The sequence below is a fragment of the Bradyrhizobium sp. UFLA05-153 genome, assembly GCF_054185185.1.
On sequence record NZ_JBBIAM010000173.1, the window covers coordinates 1 to 15,225 of the forward strand.

At 62.5% G+C, this 15,225-nt stretch carries 13 protein-coding genes and 1 tRNA gene; 7 read left to right on the forward strand and 7 right to left on the reverse strand.

The features are described 5' to 3' along the window. From Q2941_RS46975 to Q2941_RS46990, 4 genes are all read left to right on the forward strand, one after another. A partial coding sequence (locus tag Q2941_RS46975) for a branched-chain amino acid ABC transporter permease (protein ID WP_458196854.1) occupies positions 1–862 on the forward strand: 862 nt, incomplete at its 5' end. Beyond that, the gene (locus Q2941_RS46980) at positions 859–1,944 is read left to right on the forward strand and encodes a branched-chain amino acid ABC transporter permease (protein WP_458196855.1); all 1,086 of its coding nucleotides are present in this window, start codon (positions 859–861) and stop codon (positions 1,942–1,944) included. The genes Q2941_RS46975 and Q2941_RS46980, both read left to right, overlap by 4 nt. Positions 1,945–2,128: 184 nt before the next feature. Beyond that, a complete protein-coding gene (locus Q2941_RS46985) occupies positions 2,129–5,239 on the forward strand; it encodes a bifunctional diguanylate cyclase/phosphodiesterase (RefSeq protein ID WP_458196856.1) in 3,111 nt (1,036 codons plus the stop codon). 156 nt (positions 5,240–5,395) lie between these two features. Further along, positions 5,396–5,472 (forward strand) — tRNA-Arg (locus Q2941_RS46990). On the opposite strand, the gene Q2941_RS46995 is transcribed toward Q2941_RS46990, so the two are convergent. Together Q2941_RS46995 and Q2941_RS47000 are read right to left on the reverse strand one after the other, a co-directional pair. Next, the gene (locus Q2941_RS46995) at positions 5,443–7,077 is read right to left on the reverse strand and encodes a recombinase family protein (protein WP_458196857.1); all 1,635 of its coding nucleotides are present in this window, start codon (positions 7,075–7,077) and stop codon (positions 5,443–5,445) included. The genes Q2941_RS46990 and Q2941_RS46995 overlap by 30 nt on opposite strands. 13 nt (positions 7,078–7,090) lie before the next feature. After that, entirely contained in the window at positions 7,091–7,294 is a 204-nt protein-coding gene (locus tag Q2941_RS47000) for a hypothetical protein (RefSeq protein WP_458196858.1), read from the reverse strand. Between the two features lie 1,119 nt (positions 7,295–8,413). Here Q2941_RS47000 and Q2941_RS47005 point away from each other — a divergent pair. Beyond that, entirely contained in the window at positions 8,414–8,686 is a 273-nt protein-coding gene (locus Q2941_RS47005) for a hypothetical protein (RefSeq protein ID WP_458196859.1), read from the forward strand. Between the two features lie 126 nt (positions 8,687–8,812). Next, positions 8,813–9,316 carry an ankyrin repeat domain-containing protein gene (locus tag Q2941_RS47010; protein ID WP_458196860.1) on the forward strand — a complete coding sequence of 168 codons (504 nt, stop codon included), beginning with the start codon at positions 8,813–8,815 and terminating at the stop codon, positions 9,314–9,316. Positions 9,317–9,637: 321 nt separating this feature from the next. Here Q2941_RS47010 and Q2941_RS47015 read toward each other — a convergent pair whose 3' ends face one another. After that, the gene (locus tag Q2941_RS47015; protein WP_458196861.1) at positions 9,638–10,582 is read right to left on the reverse strand and encodes an MBL fold metallo-hydrolase; all 945 of its coding nucleotides are present in this window, start codon (positions 10,580–10,582) and stop codon (positions 9,638–9,640) included. 85 nt (positions 10,583–10,667) lie between these two features. On the opposite strand from Q2941_RS47015, the gene Q2941_RS47020 reads away from it, so the two are divergent. Then, positions 10,668–11,600 carry a LysR family transcriptional regulator gene (locus Q2941_RS47020; RefSeq protein ID WP_458196862.1) on the forward strand — a complete coding sequence of 311 codons (933 nt, stop codon included), beginning with the start codon at positions 10,668–10,670 and terminating at the stop codon, positions 11,598–11,600. Between the two features lie 51 nt (positions 11,601–11,651). On the opposite strand, the gene acdA is transcribed toward Q2941_RS47020, so the two are convergent. Genes acdA through acuR form a run of 4 tightly spaced genes read right to left on the reverse strand, consistent with a single transcriptional unit; the run spans position 11,652 to position 15,118 of the window. Beyond that, on the reverse strand, positions 11,652–12,830 hold the full coding sequence (gene acdA, locus Q2941_RS47025) for a 3-sulfinopropanoyl-CoA desulfinase (protein ID WP_458196863.1): 1,179 nt from the start codon (positions 12,828–12,830) through the stop codon (positions 11,652–11,654). Positions 12,831–12,867: 37 nt separating this feature from the next. Continuing rightward, positions 12,868–13,443: a peroxidase-related enzyme gene (locus tag Q2941_RS47030; RefSeq protein ID WP_027523963.1), complete on the reverse strand. Its 576-nt coding sequence runs from the start codon at positions 13,441–13,443 to the stop codon at positions 12,868–12,870. Between the two features lie 17 nt (positions 13,444–13,460). Then, the gene (acuI, locus tag Q2941_RS47035; RefSeq protein ID WP_035662837.1) at positions 13,461–14,459 is read right to left on the reverse strand and encodes an acrylyl-CoA reductase (NADPH); all 999 of its coding nucleotides are present in this window, start codon (positions 14,457–14,459) and stop codon (positions 13,461–13,463) included. 2 nt (positions 14,460–14,461) lie between these two features. Continuing rightward, positions 14,462–15,118 carry an acrylate utilization transcriptional regulator AcuR gene (gene acuR, locus Q2941_RS47040; protein WP_245288053.1) on the reverse strand — a complete coding sequence of 219 codons (657 nt, stop codon included), beginning with the start codon at positions 15,116–15,118 and terminating at the stop codon, positions 14,462–14,464. Positions 15,119–15,225: the final 107 nt, after the last annotated feature.

Below are 15,225 nucleotides of genomic sequence, written 5' to 3' on the forward strand. Positions count from 1 at the left end.
GGGCATGATGATCTTCATCATGGCTTCAGGCCTGACGCTGGTGTTCGGCCTGATGGACGTGCTCAATTTCGGCCACGGCGCCTTCATCGCCGTCGGCGCCTATGTGGCAACTCTGATCCTGCTACCGTTTGCCGCCGCGATGCAGGCGGATTCGCTTCTGATGAACCTTGCCGTGCTGGCGCCGGCCGCGTTGCTCTCGATGGCGGTGTCCGGTGCGCTCGGCCTCGTCGTCGAGCGCATCTTGATTCTCCCGGTCTACGGCCAGCACCTGAAGCAGATCCTGATGACGACCGGTGGCCTGATCGTCGCCGAGCAGACGCTTTATGCCGTGTGGGGCCCGCAGATCATCCCGCTGCCGCTGCCGACCTCGCTGCGCGGCTCGTTCATCTTCGGCGACGTCGCGATCGCAAAATACCGCCTGCTCGCGATGCTGGTCGGCCTCGTCGTCTTCATCGCGATCCAGCTCGTGCTCAACCGCAGCAAGCTCGGGCTTCTGATCCGCGCCGGCGTCGAGAACCGCGAGATGGTGGAGGCGCTCGGCTATCGCATCCGCCGCCTGTTCCTCGGCGTGTTCATGACGGGTTCGGCGCTTGCAGGCCTCGGTGGCGTGATGTGGGCGCTCTATCGCGAGCAGGTCCACGCCTCCATGAGCGACGATCTCACCGTGCTGATCTTCATCGTCGTGATCATCGGCGGGCTCGGCTCGATCGGCGGCTGCTTCATCGGCGCGCTTCTGGTCGCGATGGTCGCCAATTACGGCGGGTTCCTGGTGCCGAAGCTCGCCCTCGTGTCCAACATCCTGCTGATGGTCGCCGTTTTGATGTGGCGGCCGCGCGGCCTCTATGCGGTGACCAGCCGATGATGATCCTGTCAGGCGACCCGCCGCGGAGCCGCGTCCTCACCCTCATTCTCGTCGTCATTATCCTGGCGCTGGCGGCGACGCCCTATCTGTTTCCGGGCGCCAAGGCGATGAACGTCGCGGCCAAGATCTGCATCTTTGCCGCGCTGGTCGCATCCTATGACCTGCTGCTCGGATACACTGGCACAGTGTCGTTCGCCCACACCATGTTCTACGGCATCGGCAGCTACGCGATCGCGATCGCGCTCTATTCGATGGGACCGAACTGGGGCGCAGTCGCAACCGGCATCGTCATCGGCCTGCCGCTCGCGGCGCTGCTGGCGCTCGCGATCGGACTGTTCTCGCTGCGGGTGGCGGCGATCTTCTTCGCCATGATCACGCTCGCGGTCGCCTCCGCGTTCCAGGTGCTGGCCTCGCAGCTCTCCTGGCTCACCGGAGGCGAGGACGGGCGGAGCTTTCAGCTGCCGGAATTGCTGCGGCCAGGCACCGTACTGATCCCGAAGAGCTTTGCAGGCTTCGAGTTGAACGGCCGCACCCTGACCTTCTACCTCGTCTTCGCGGCATCAGCCCTGATGATCCTCGCGCTGCTGCGCGTGGTGAACTCGCCGTTCGGCCGCGTGCTCCAGGCGATCCGCGAGAACCGTTTTCGCGCCGAGGCGCTCGGCTTCCGCACCGTGTTCCACCTCACCTATGCCAACTGCCTCGCGGCGCTGGTCGCCGCCAGCGCCGGCATTCTCAACGCTCTGTGGCTACGCTACGCCGGGCCCGACACCTCGCTCAGCTTCTCGATCATGCTCGATATTCTCCTGATGGTCGTGATCGGAGGCATGGGCACGATCTACGGCGCGATCATCGGCGCGACCATCTTCATCCTCGCGCAAAACTATCTTCAGTCCCTGATGGGCGTTGCCTCGAAGGCCGCGACCGATGCCGGTCTGCCGCTGCTGCCGGGCCTGCTGCACCCGGACCGCTGGCTGCTGTGGCTCGGGCTGCTCTTCATTGCCAGCGTCTACTTCTTTCCGACCGGCGTGATCGGGCGTCTGCGCAATGCCGGCGCCAAGCCCGCCAAAGACGCATCGCATTAAGTCGGCGGTAACACCGCGGTTGCTCCGTTTCACGCGTGTAGCGCGCAAGCTGAAGGCGAAGCAGGATAGTCCGCTGTCGCCATCGACCCGGACAGTGGCGCCGCCCGGTTAAGCCTTAAATAACCGGCTTTCCTAAGGGTTAGGCCATTTGTGCATAGTATGCATGTTCCCCCTGGGAGGGGGAATGCGCCTGATGTCGTCCACGATCACGAGCAGAATAGCCACCGCCACAAGGGGCGGCTGGGACGCTGCCGTACGGCGCGGACCCGTGCTGTGGCTGACGCTGTGCGGCGCGCTGCTGGTGGCCGGCATCTTCGTCGTCACCACCATGGTGATCGACGATTTCCGCGAGCGCGCCCTCGTCAACAACGAACGCGAGCTCGAGAACACCGTCGTGTTGCTGACCCGCCATTTCGATCAGCAGTTCGAGGATTCCGAGACCGTCGCCGCCGATCTGGTGGCGCAGATGAAGCTCGCCGAGATCTCTTCGCCTGAGGTGTTCCGCGAGCGGATGTCGAGCGATGAAGCCCATCGCATGCTCACGAACAAGATCAGCGCCGTGAACTATCTCGGCGACATCGCGATCTATGACATCAACGGAGACATCATCAACTGGTCGCGAAACGAGCCGCTGCCGAAAATCAACATCTCGTCGCGAGCCTATTTCCAGACCTTCAAATCCAATCCCCAGTCAGAGCCTGTATTGCTGGAGACGGTGCGCAGTCTCATCATCGACAAATGGACCACGGTGGTGGCACGTCGGCTGACCAGCCCTCAGGGCGGGCTCCTTGGCATCATGGTGCGCCGGATCGATCCGGCGAGCTATCAGAAATATTTCTCCTCCGTTGCGCTCGGAAGCGGCGCCGCCATATCGCTGTTCGACAGCGCCGGCACGATGCTGGCACGGTACCCGCACGTCGAAAAGCTGATCGGCAAGAGTTACGCCGACGCACCGCTGCTGCAGAAGATCGCGGCCAAGGGCGGTCGGCAGACCGTGCGGATCGAGAAGAGCCCGGTCGACGGCGTGGGGCGGCTGGGCGCCGGTGCGTCGCTCGTGCATTTCCCGATCATCGTCATCGCGACCAACACGATGGAATCGGCGCTTGCGGATTGGCGCGAGCAAACCCGCTTCATGATAACAGCGGCCACGCTGGTGGCGACGGTCATCGCGTTCATCCTCTATCTCATCATTCGCCAGATCAGCCGCCAGAACCGCGAGACGCAAGCGCGGATCGAGGCGGAACGACTGCGGCTCGATACCGCCCTGAACAACATGTCGCAGGGCCTGATCCTCTACGACGCCAACGGATACATCGTCACCTGCAACCGGCGCTATGCCGACATGTTCGGCCTGTCCTCGGACGTCATCAAGCCCGGCTGCCACATCCAGGAGGCGATGCATCATCGCAAGGAGCGCGGGACGTTCGACGGCAACGTCGAGGAGTTTTGCGCCGGCGTCATGAAGATCGTCGCCGAGGGCAAGGTCTCGACGAGGATCCATGAATTCTCGAACGGCCGCGCCTTCCAGGTCATCAACACCCCGCTTGCACAGGGCGGATGGGTTGCCACGATCGAGGAGATTACCGAACGGCGCAATCTCGAGCAGGAGCGCGACCGCAACTACACCTTCCTGCGCGAGATCATCGACCATATCCCCTCGCAGATCACGGTGAAGGACGCCCGCACGCGGCAATATCTGCTGGTCAACCGGATTGCCGAGGAGGTGTTCGGGGAATCGGGCAAGACGATTGTCGGCAAGACGGCCTTCGACATTCTTCCACCGGCAGACGCCGAGACCGTTACCTGCGAGGACGACTGCCTGCTGCAGTCGTCCGAGGGCCTGGTCCTGGGTGAGCAGGCCTGGGAAACCAGGACCGGTGGCCATCGCTACGTCATCTCCAAGCGTATCGGCCTCCGCGACAACGGTGGCGAGCCGCGCTACATCATCAACGTCATCGAGGACGTGACGGAGCGGCGCCGCGCCGACGAGAAGATCGCGCATATGGCGCATTACGACGCGCTGACCGATCTGCCGAACCGCGTGCTGTTCCGCGAGCAGATCGAGCGCGAGCTCGAGAAGGTCGCGGGTGGCGGGCGGTTCGCGCTGCTTTATATCGACGTCGACGAATTCAAGGGCATCAACGATTCGCTCGGCCATCACGTCGGCGACGAGCTGTTGAAGGCGGTCGCGGCCCGCATCCGCACCTGCCTCAAGCCGGGCGACCTGATCGCGCGGCTCGGCGGCGACGAGTTCGCGGTGATCCAGACCGGGATCGAGACATCCGCCGACGTGCTGGCCTTCGTGACAGGGATCCACGAGGCGATTCGGCAGCCCTACCATTGTCTCGGCCATCAGCTCTCGACCGATGCCTCGATCGGCATCGCGCTGGCGCCGCAGGACGGTACCGATCTCGACCAGCTCATCAAGAATGCCGACCTCGCGATGTACGGCGCCAAGGCGGAAGGCCGCCGCACCTATCGCTTCTTCGTGCCGGCGATGGATGCCTGTGCCAAGGCGCGCCTTGCCATGGAGCAGGACCTGCGTCAGGCAATGGTCGAGGGCGGCTTCGAGCTCCACTACCAGCCGCTGGTCAATTTGCGCTCCGGCGAGGTCTCCGGCTGCGAGGCGTTGCTGCGCTGGCATCACCCCGAGCGCGGCATGGTCTCGCCGGCCCAGTTCATTCCCGTGGCTGAGGACACCGGCCTGATCAACGAGCTCGGTGATTGGGTGCTGCGCACGGCCTGTGCCGAGGCCGCAAGCTGGCCCCGCCATGTGCGGCTCGCCGTCAACGTCTCACCGGTGCAGCTCAAATGCGAGACGCTGGCTCTGAAGATTGCCGGCGCGCTCGCCGCGTCCGGTCTCGATCCGTGCCGCCTCGAACTCGAGATCACCGAGGCCGTGCTGATCCGCGACGACGAGGCCGCGCTCTCGATCCTGCATCAGCTTCGCTCGATCGGCGTGCGCATTGCGCTCGACGATTTCGGCACCGGCTATTCCTCGCTGAGCTATCTGAAGCGCTTCCCGTTCGACAAGATCAAGATCGACCGCTGCTTCATCGCGGACATCGCGGAAACCAGCGGCGCGCCCGTCATCGTCCAGGCGGTGGTCAACATCGCCAGCGCCAGCAACATGACCACCGTCGCCGAAGGCGTCGAGACCGAAGCGCAGCGTGAGATGCTGCGCGCCCTCGGCTGCACCGAGATGCAGGGCTACCTGTTCAGCGCGCCGAAGGCCGCAAGCGACGTGCGAAAGCTGTTCGGCCCGCGCAGCGCCCAAGTGGCGGCGGTGGCCTGAAGCGGCGTTTTCCCGCCTCCCCAAGACCGAATTCGCCGGCCTCGATCGCGGGATTCGGGAGGTTCCGGCCCCGGCGGCGCGGGTCCGCCCCGGGGCTGAGAAGGACGCCGGCCAGAGGTTGCCGACCCCGCGCCAATCAGCTAAATGAGGCTCGCTGCACCCGTAGCTCAGCTGGATAGAGCGTTGCCCTCCGAAGGCAAAGGTCACACGTTCGAATCGTGTCGGGTGCGCCACTTCGGTACAAAACTGGGCACTCCAAAACCTGCCGATTTTTCGCCGGACGCCGCGACCAGCGTGCGCAGGAGTACGCTTTTGGATCCCATGATACGGACTTCTTTCGCGTCCACTTCGATGCGCTGGGCCAGCGCGCGGAGGTGATCGCGGCGATACCGGGCCGACTCGGTCCGCATGCGCCTGCGGGCCTGGCTGGCGAAGGTCTTGAGTGCCTGGGGTGTGATGCTCGGCCCAGTCCGATCGAGCGCACCAGCAGCCCGTTCTGCGTCGGCGCGGGCCTGGTCGCGAGTGGATTGAAGCTCGGTCACGCGCTCCTTGAGCAGGGGATCGGACACGTCAGCGACGCCGTTTTCGATGGCGTCGTACAGCCGCTTGAGTTTGGCTTCCGCCTCGGACGCTCGCTTGCGCAATTCGGCGATATGCGCCGTTCTGCGCTCGGCGCGTTCTTTCCGGCGATGGAGCACCGCCGATAGGACTTCCTCGAGACGCTTGGGCTGCAACAGGCGCTGCTCGATGTGCTCGGCCACCACGTTGTCGAGCTTTTCCATCGGAACGGTGCGGCCCTTGCAGCCGGTCTCGCCCTGCCGGGCCTTGGTCGAGCAGGTGTAATACCTGTATCGCCCGCTCTTCCCGGTTCGCAGCGTCATCGCCCCGCCGCAGGCCGCGCAAAAGCAGATGCCGGTAAGGAGGGTCGGTCCGCTGACGATGCGCGGCGCGGTTAGTGCGGGGCTGCGTGTCTTGAGCAGCGTCTGCACGGTCTCGAACTCGGCGGCCTCGATGATCGGCGGGACCGCCATTTCGACCACCTCGGCCTCCGGTTTGCGCTCACGGGTCTTCCAATGTTTGGTGTTGAACCGATGGCGGCCGATATACGTCGTTCGCGTCAGCACCTTGTGCACGGCATCGACGCCCCAGCGTCCGCCGTCGCGCGTCCGAATGCCGGATTCGTTGAGATGTTTGGCAATTGATTTGACACCCATCGCCCCCGAAGAGCCGTTTCCCTCGCGCGCCAGTCGATAGATCAGCCGCACGGTCTCGGCCTGGATGGGATCGATCTCCAGTGTCTTCTTGGTGCGGTGGCCGCGCTGCTCATCCGCTTCCACGGTGCGGTAGCCGATCGGCGGGAGCGCGCCATTCCAGAAGCCTTGACGCGCGTTCTCCTTCATCGCTCTCAGCGTATGCTTGGCGTTCTCTTTGGACTGGTATTCGTCGAACAGCGCCATGATCTGGCGGATCATGTTGCTCATCGGGTCGTCGCCGAGTTCCTGCGTGATCGACACTAGCCGCACGCCATTCTTGGCAAGTCGGCGGACATAAAATTCAAGCTGGAACTGGTCGCGGAAGAAGCGGCTGAAGCTGTGGACTAGGATCACGTCGAACGCCGACGGATTGACCGTCGCCGCGTCGATCATGCGCTGGAACTCCGGCCGCCGATCGTCAGTCGCGGATGCGCCGGGCTCCACATAGTCAGCGACAATCTCCCAGCCGCGTGAGGCGCAGTAGCCCTTCGCTTGGCGGCGCTGGTCCGGAATGGAAAGATCACTGTCGGCCTGCCGTCCCGTCGAGACCCGCAGGTAGAGAGCCGCCCGAACCGTCGCTGCCATGGTGAAGTCCCCCTCAGCCGTTTCCAAATAGCTCGTCGAACAACTCGCCAAACCACGCCTCGAACACGGCGATCTCGGCCTCAGTCACCGGCATGTCTTCCAGCCAGTCATCCGTCACCGTCCATGTCACCGAAGCGCGCTTCGCTCGCCGCCGGACAGGGTGAGCGGGCGCCGCCGCGTAGTCGTAGAGATCATCGCATTGCGCGTTGGTCGACACGCGCCGCTGCGAATCTTGAGAGGAAGCCATGGCGCTACTGTGGCAAGCTTGGCCGATCCACTGAACAGCCGAAGTGCGCGCCACATCACGCTGTAGTGCTCCGACCTCGTGCTTCCTCTGCAATGTGCGCGCAATCGCGCACCGCAAGCCATGATCGCATGGCAGCAAGAGCCGGGCCAGCGGGGCGCGGTCAAGGCCGTAAGCCGGCGGAGCCGGTCGCGCACAGCGCGAGCCTTGACGGTGCACCGTTGGTCCGGCAGCGGCCTCCCATGCGATCATGGCCGGACATCATGCCGAACACGCGCAACAAGACGCTACGCTGCGAACGATGGCGCTCGGAATGTTGATTTTGAATGCTTTCTCGGTTCGAGCGGCACCAGGCCGTTTCATACGGTGCCGCTGCAGTGCCATCCAATACAATGTGCAGACAAGCGCTTACGCGACCGACGGGCCGGAGCGACATCGTCGCTTTTATCTTGCCGTCCTAATCGGTCGAGATCCGCGCCCAGCTCTCGGTCGGTAAGGTCGGGGTATTGTCGATAGCGGTCGAGAAGGCGGACTTGGCAATATCGACGCGAATGGCCCCCATTGCAGACATTGGGGTCCGCTGTCATTCTCCCTGCATGGTAGGCGGCTGGGAAAAAGCTCGACGGATGGATTTGCGGCGCTCCACAGGCACGCGCGCCGACCCGCGTTCGCCCCAAGCGGTGCGCGGACGCGACTACCTCATAGCCCATGCCTGCTTCGAGTGTCGGAAATCATGGAAGGTGCGGGCGGACATGGGCGCGGCTTGTCCGCAGTGCGGCTCTTGTCTCCATGAGATGGGCCGCTCGTTCAAACCTCCGAAGCGGTCCGACGCCGAGCAATGGCAGAAGGTTCAAGCCCTTTGGTCAGCAGGTTTCCGCTTCTGGAGCTATCGGAGCCACCCCGACGCTGAACCATTGCCAGAACGATTGCGGGATGTCGATGAATTCGTACGCCGCAACCCAAAGCATCCGATGCGCATCGCTCGCTAACGCGCGCCCTAGTGCCATTGCGGTCCTCGCGGACTGCAGGCAAGGTCGATTGCGATGCACGAGGCGATACTCAAAACACTATCTGGACAGCATGGGGAATGAGATGGCGCAAGAAACCATTGCGGCAGCCGGCAATACGGAGGTCCCAGCGTATCTTACGCTTATTGAACTTGGATATTCGGTCGATCGCGTCGATAAAGACGGCGAAGGGCACTGGATCGCGAAAAAGGGAACGCTCCAGCTTATGGCCGATTGCCCGCTAACGCTCCTCGGCCTCTCGCTGATGAGAAGCGAACGTGGGCCTCGTTGGCAGGCAGGTGATGATGAGATTGATGAGTTTCTAACGCGGTTCTATCCGTCTCCTAGACGGCCGTGATCGTCGTCGTGCCTTTGTGTGCAGGGGCTCATTTTCGCTCTGTAGGTCTTCGCTCAGCCGTGCTACCAGTCGGTGCCCTTTGACTACTCGTCATCAGCCGCCGAGCAATTCGATTGTTGTCAGACCATGGGTGATCTTCACCTAGCCGCGTACCACGCTGACGTCGAACACGTTTTGGAATTCCTCGATGCAGGCGACGATCCAAACGAGTACGACCAGAGCGGCTACACCCCCCTACTTTGGGCAGCCTTCCGGGGAGCGGTGGGGAATCAACTGCCGGTCATCCTGGCGCTGATCTCGGCCGGCGCGGATGTCAATGCGGTTACACGAGCCGGCGATTCGAGTGTACTGATGCTTGCCGTCCAGGCCGGAAGCGATGTCCTTGTGAGAGCCCTCGTCGAGCTTGGCGCTGAGGTTGACCGCGCGACGGATGAAGTCACCCCGCTTATGCTGGCCGCCCGGATCGGCGAGGAGCGGATCGCTCGAACTCTCCTTGAGTTGGGAGCAGATCCCACCGTTCGCGCCGGAAAATACACCGCTGCTGATTATGCTTGGCAGGGCGGTCACGATCAGCTTGCCCGGCAACTCGAATCTTGTGCAAACGCGCCGCGCAATGACGAGTCATTGTAGAGACAGGGAGACTCTAGGGGGCAAGTGGCGGCTAAAGCGTGGCACCGCGCATGCTGTCATAGCGCCACTGCGAAGCAGTAGTGCCCATCTTCATCGGCCATGGCGCGCCAACATCATCGATGCGCAATCACGATTGTCTGCTGAATGTGCTCGCCCTGTCAGAGCAGGCAAGCGGCGTCACGCAGGGGGGACCTCGACCACCAGCAGGTCCACGAATGCCTCAGCGGCAAGTGACGGGCGGCGGCTTGAGGCGAGGCCTAATTGCTGCCTCACCATGCTCGAGCCGCGCCTTGAGCTTGTGGACCAGTTACTAGCTGCCCTTTAGTCCAGAGGCTGATGACCCAGCTTCACAATCATCTTCGGGTGACGTTCGCTCAGGGCCTTCAACGCGAGCAAACTCTTCCGTTCGCTTTCTCGGTTGTCCGTGTAAGTCCCAGGCTCGACGTCGTTCTCCCACCCCCAACGCGTATGGGCTGTGTCGCCCGTCAGGAGCACCGGACCTGTTGATGTGCGGGCGAGATAGGAGACATGGCCCGGAGTATGTCCCGGGGTCTGGATCGCGAAGAATGAACCATCACCGAAGACATCGATGACCCCTTCGAATTTCCTATCCTGATCTTTCGAGAACTGGAACTCCCGAAGTGCGGGCCTTCCTGCAAGAAAGCTATCCTCCGTGCCCTGAACGACCATATGCACAGGGCTCGAATACTCAGGTTCACCGGGGCCCGTGTAAATCGGGACGTCCTTCGGGACGTCCGGCATCCCGGAGATATGATCGAGATGGAGATGGGTCATAAAGACGCCTTTGAGCGGAACGCCTTCGGATTTGATGAGTGACAACGTGTCTTGCCGGACCTGCATCCTTCGGATCTTCGCGAATTTTCTCAGCACCCATCCGACCCCTACGCTCGCGGGATCCTCGACCAGCCGCTTTGAAACACCGGTATCGACCAGGAAAAATCCCTGCGTCGGATGCCGCACCACATGCGCATAGACCTTGATCGACTCCTCGTGATCCTTGAATCCAGCTTGGACGGCTTTTGGATCGTTCAGATTGAGCAGCCCCGAAAGATCGGCAATCCAATCCGCGCCAACGACCGTCTTGAGCTCAATCGGTCCCGGCTCATCGATCAAGGCTTCCATTGCCGCCGAGCTAATAGGCTTGCCGAGATCGGCGGGCTTCCCCGGATGCGAGGTTTGCGTGCACGCGGGAAGTACGGCGATGGCAAAGGCGCCAATGAAAAAGAGACCTGGCTTGCGGAGCATGATTGTTTTTCCTCATTTCTGGCGCTCCTTTTGCCCTCGACAGGCAGAATAGCAATCGCCTAACTTCCTATGTCACCATACATAAATGGATGACCGCGGACTGGGGAGTGAGAAGGTGGAACTACAATGGGATGACCTGCGGATCTTTCTCGCCGTTTGCGACGCGGGGAGTCTGAGCGGCGCCGCACGGCGCCTCAAGGTGAGCCAACCCACTTTGAGCCGGAGGATTGCAGAGATGGAGTACGGGCTCGGCGAGCCGCTTTTCGTCCGCAAGAACCTGGGCATCACCTTGACGAAAACCGCAGCGAGGCTACTTCCCGCGGCTCAAGGTATGGCGCAATGGGCGACGGAAGCTGCCCGCTCACTCGATGCGAAGAACTCACCCGTGAGCGGCCGCGTACGCATCGCGGCGGTACCATCGTTCGCCTTCGATTTCCTGGCTCCGATCTCAGAAAAGCTCAAGAGAAAGCACCCACAGATCACTCTCGAAGTTCTGGCCAGCACGCAACGCCTAAATCTCTCGCTCGGCGAGGCGGACATCGCCCTCAGGAGATACCCGTCAGATGATCCTGATCTGATCACAGTCGACGAAGTTGTTGTTCCGATCGGCGCCTACGCGAGCAGGGACTACGCACGGAGATTGCCCGCGAAATACGGTTTCCGCGACCTCGACTGGATCGCATGGGCGGGAGAGCGTGAGATGACAAGTCCAAATCCGGAGTTCGCGGCCAGGATCCCAGACTTTCGTCCCGCCTTCACGTCGGACGACTACAGCGTCCAGGTCGCGGCCTGCCAGGCCGGCGTCGGCGCGATGATCCTTCTGAAGACGTCCCATCGGCTCAAGCGACCGGGCGAACTCGTGGAGCTCAAGCTCGAGCTTCCAGCCTCACTCCGGGCAGAACTCGCGATCATCTGCCACAAGCGCATGGCGGATCTCCCCAAGGTCAGAACCGTCCTGGACCTGCTCAGGCAAGAGTTTGCTGACCTGAGGAAGAGCCAAGGCGCGAAGAAACCCTGAATGGTGCCGCCAACGATCCCAAGGTCATGGCTTTGATCTTAGGTGTAGATCTTATTGGTTCTCGGATATCGTGTAGCCATCGCGGGTCTGCGGCAGCTTCCAGCCCAGAACCTTGCTTGCGACGAGCGTGCGCAGCACCTGGGCTGTGCCCCCGCCTATCGTGAACATGCGTACATCACGCGCCATGCGTTCAAGCGGGAAGTCACGCGAATAACCGCGTGCCCCGAACATTTGCAGCGCGTCGTTGACGATCTTGATCGCGGCTTCCGACGCGAAGATTTTTGCCTGGGCTGCGAGCATCGGGTCGGGAAACGCGCTGCCCGGACCGCGCGAGGATGCTGCCGCATGCAGCATCAGGCGGGACGCCGTGAGCTGGGTCTGCATGTCAGCTAGCATCCATTGCAGGCCCTGGAACTCGCCGATCGGCCGCCCGAACTGTTCGCGCGTCCTGACCCATTCGACCGCGTGCTCCAGCGCGCCGGCGGCGATCCCCATGGCGACGGTGCCCGCGCCGACGCGCTGGCTGTTATAGGCGTTGATGAGATCGGCAAAGCCGCGCTTGAAGCCCGACGGGGGCAGCAGCACCATCTCTGGCGTAATCTCGAGATCTTCGAATATGAGCTCGCCCTCGGGCATGCCGCAGAGCCCCATGGTCGTTTCGCGCTTGCTCATCCGCAGTCCTTCGACTTCCCCGCGCACCGCCAGGAAGCCGCCAACGCCGAGTTCCTCGCCGCCCTCATCGAAAACCCGGGCGAAAATCAGGTGCAGACGCGACACGCCAGCACCGGTGATCCAATGCTTCCTGCCGTTGAGCACGTAGCGATTGCCGCGTTTGTCAGCCCGGGTCTTCATTCCGCTCGCGTCGCTGCCTGCCTCTGGCTCTGTGATGCAGATGGCGGGCTTGTCGCCTGCCAATACAAGATCGGCGGCGCGCCGGCGCTGCGCATCGGTGCCGTACGCCATGACGGTCGAGATGGCACCCATGTTGGCTTCAACGACGATGCGTGCCGAGACTGTGCAGGAGCGTGCCATCTCCTCAATGACCAATGCAGTATCAAGGAAACTCCGGCCTTGGCCGCCGTATTCCTTCGGAATGGTCATTCCCATGAAGCGCTCGGCTTTCAACGCTTCGACAACATCCCAGGGGTACTCACGCGATTGATCGATCTCGACGCCGCGTTTGCGGAGCAGCCCGTTTGAGAGCGCGGCGGCTCGTTCCTTCAGGGCCAATTGCTGGGACGAATACTCCATAGCGTCCTCTCTCCTCTCAGCCACGACCCATGGAGTAGAATTCGGCGTTCGGACGCATGCTTGTCACGTTGGCGAGCCGGTTCGACAAGCCGAAGAAGGCCGAGATCGCAGCGATGTCCCACATGTCCTCTTCCGTGAATCCGTGCGACTTCAGCGTGGCGAAGTCGCTCTCGGAGACCTTTTGAGCCTCGGTGGAGACCCGGACGGCGAAATCCAGCATCGCTTTCTGGCGATCAGTGATGTCCGCCTTGCGGTAGTTGACGGCGACCTGATCAGCGATAAGGGGATCCTTGGCACGGATCCGCAGGATCGCCCCATGCGCCACCACACAATACTGGCACTGGTTGAGGTTGCTTGTCGCGACCACGATCATCTCGCGCTCGGCTTTGGTGAGATTGCCGGGTTTGTCCATCAGCGCGTCGTGATAGGCGAAAAACGCGCGGAACTCGTCCGGTCGGTGCGCGAGCACGAGGAAGACATTCGGAATGAAGCCCGACTTCTCCTGAACGGCAAGGATGCGGTTTCGGATGTCATCCGGCATGTCGGCGAGATCGGGGACAGGGAAGCGGCTGACTGCAAGGGCTTGGGTCATGACTTTGGATCCCTAAATTATTGCTCGTTGGAGATTGGCACGATTACGCGGCCGCGCACCGTGCCCGCAATGAGACGATCTGCAACGCTGATGCAGGCTTCGAGCGGCACGCGCTCGGTCATCGCATCAAGGAGAGAAGGATCGAGGTCGCGGGTAAGTCGCCGCCACGCCTCGCGGCGTTCCTCGCGAGGACACATGACGCTGTCGATGCCGGCGAGCGTGACGCCTCGCAGGATGAAGGGGGCGACGGTCGCCGGCAAGCCCATGCCGGCGGCAAGTCCGCAAGCCGCGACCACCCCGCGATACTTCATCGATGCACAGACGTTGGCCAACACCTGCCCGCCGGCCACATCGACCGCGCCGGCCCATTCTTCCTTCGCGAGCGGCTTCCCCGGTTCGCGGAACTGCGATCGCGGCACGATGCGCTTGGCACCAAGCTTCGTGAGATAGTCCGATTCTTCTGGACGCCCTGTAACTGCGGCCACCTCATAACCGAGCTTGGCGAGCAGCGCCGTTGCGACGCTGCCCACACCGCCTGCCGCGCCGGTCACGAGCACCTCGCCACTTCCCGGCGTAACGCCGTGGCGCTCGAGCGCCATCACACAGAGCGCAGCGGTGTAACCGGCCGTCCCGATACTCATCGCTTGAGCCAGGGAAAGGGCCGGCTCCAAAGGGATCAGCCAATCGCCCTTCACCCGGGCGACTTCGGCCAATCCGCCCCAGTGCCGCTCGCCCACGCCCCAGCCGTTCAGCACCACCCGGTCGCCTGGCTTGAAGTTCGCGTTCGAAGATTCTTCGACGGTCCCCGCGAAATCGATGCCAGGGATCATGGGAAAGTTACGAACAACCGGGCTCTTTCCCGTGATGGCCAGCGCATCCTTATAATTCAACGTCGAGCAGGCAACGCGCACCGTCACATCCCCCTCGGGCAATCGTTCCCGTGGAAGCTCGGCCAGTCTTACCGACTGCCGGTTGCCATCATGCTCGATCAGGATGGCTTTGAAATTCGAACCCACTATCAACTCTCCTTACACTTTGCCCGGATGATCGCAAAAAAGCCTTCGGCGAATAAGTCGAGCGCGTCGGGGCGCCGTTCAAGCTTGGCGCGCAGCACCGCGCCCTCCCAGCCTGTCCAAAAAAACTGCGCTAGGCCTTCGCAATCGATGCCACTGGGTATCTCGCCCGCCTCTTGCGCCGAGCGCAGACAACGGGACGTCCGCGCTTCCCAGTCACGGAAGACGGCGGCTAGGCGTTTTCGGAACGGCTCCGGCAGGACACCCATCTCTTGTCCGAGATTACCGACGAGACAGCCGCGCCGGTAGCGGTACCGCGCCATCCCCGACCGTGCGTCCGCAATGAAATCGCGGAAACGGTCGAGGGGAGCCCGCTCCATGTTGTCGAACCATCGGTCCAGCTTGCGCGCGAAATAGTCTGCATAGGCGTCGATCAGTTCGAGACCGAAGGCGTCCTTACTGTCGAAGTAGTGGTAAAATGACCCTTTTGGCACGTCGGCAGCTTCCAGGATCTCCTCAACTCCAACGGCGCTGAAGCCCTTCTCGGTCAGGATCGCGACGCCGGTGCGTAGCAGCCGTGCGCGCGGCGCGTCCGGCCGCGATTGGTCCTTGGGCGGGCGACCACGACGACGGGGCCCTGTTGATGGCAAAATCGCTTTCACAGCGATTTATTAGACCGCTCGTCTTGTAAAATCAACAGCCGTGCCACCGTCGAGCGCACGGACGGCGAGAAAGAGCAGCGGTTCGGCCGATGTCCCGAGTAGAGAGT

Excerpts from the sequence above, each read along its gene's own strand:
- Q2941_RS46980 (WP_458196855.1), top strand. The coding sequence starts at position 859 with ATGATGATCCTGTCAGGCGACCCGCCGCGGAGCCGCGTCCTCACCCTC.
- Q2941_RS46995 (WP_458196857.1), bottom strand. The coding sequence starts at position 7,077 with ATGGCAGCGACGGTTCGGGCGGCTCTCTACCTGCGGGTCTCGACGGGA.
- Q2941_RS47010 (WP_458196860.1), top strand. The coding sequence starts at position 8,813 with ATGGGTGATCTTCACCTAGCCGCGTACCACGCTGACGTCGAACACGTT.
- Q2941_RS47015 (WP_458196861.1), bottom strand. The coding sequence starts at position 10,582 with ATGCTCCGCAAGCCAGGTCTCTTTTTCATTGGCGCCTTTGCCATCGCC.
- Q2941_RS46985 (WP_458196856.1), top strand. The coding sequence starts at position 2,129 with ATGCGCCTGATGTCGTCCACGATCACGAGCAGAATAGCCACCGCCACA.
- Q2941_RS47005 (WP_458196859.1), top strand. The coding sequence starts at position 8,414 with ATGGCGCAAGAAACCATTGCGGCAGCCGGCAATACGGAGGTCCCAGCG.
- Q2941_RS47030 (WP_027523963.1), bottom strand. The coding sequence starts at position 13,443 with ATGACCCAAGCCCTTGCAGTCAGCCGCTTCCCTGTCCCCGATCTCGCC.
- Q2941_RS47020 (WP_458196862.1), top strand. The coding sequence starts at position 10,668 with ATGGATGACCGCGGACTGGGGAGTGAGAAGGTGGAACTACAATGGGAT.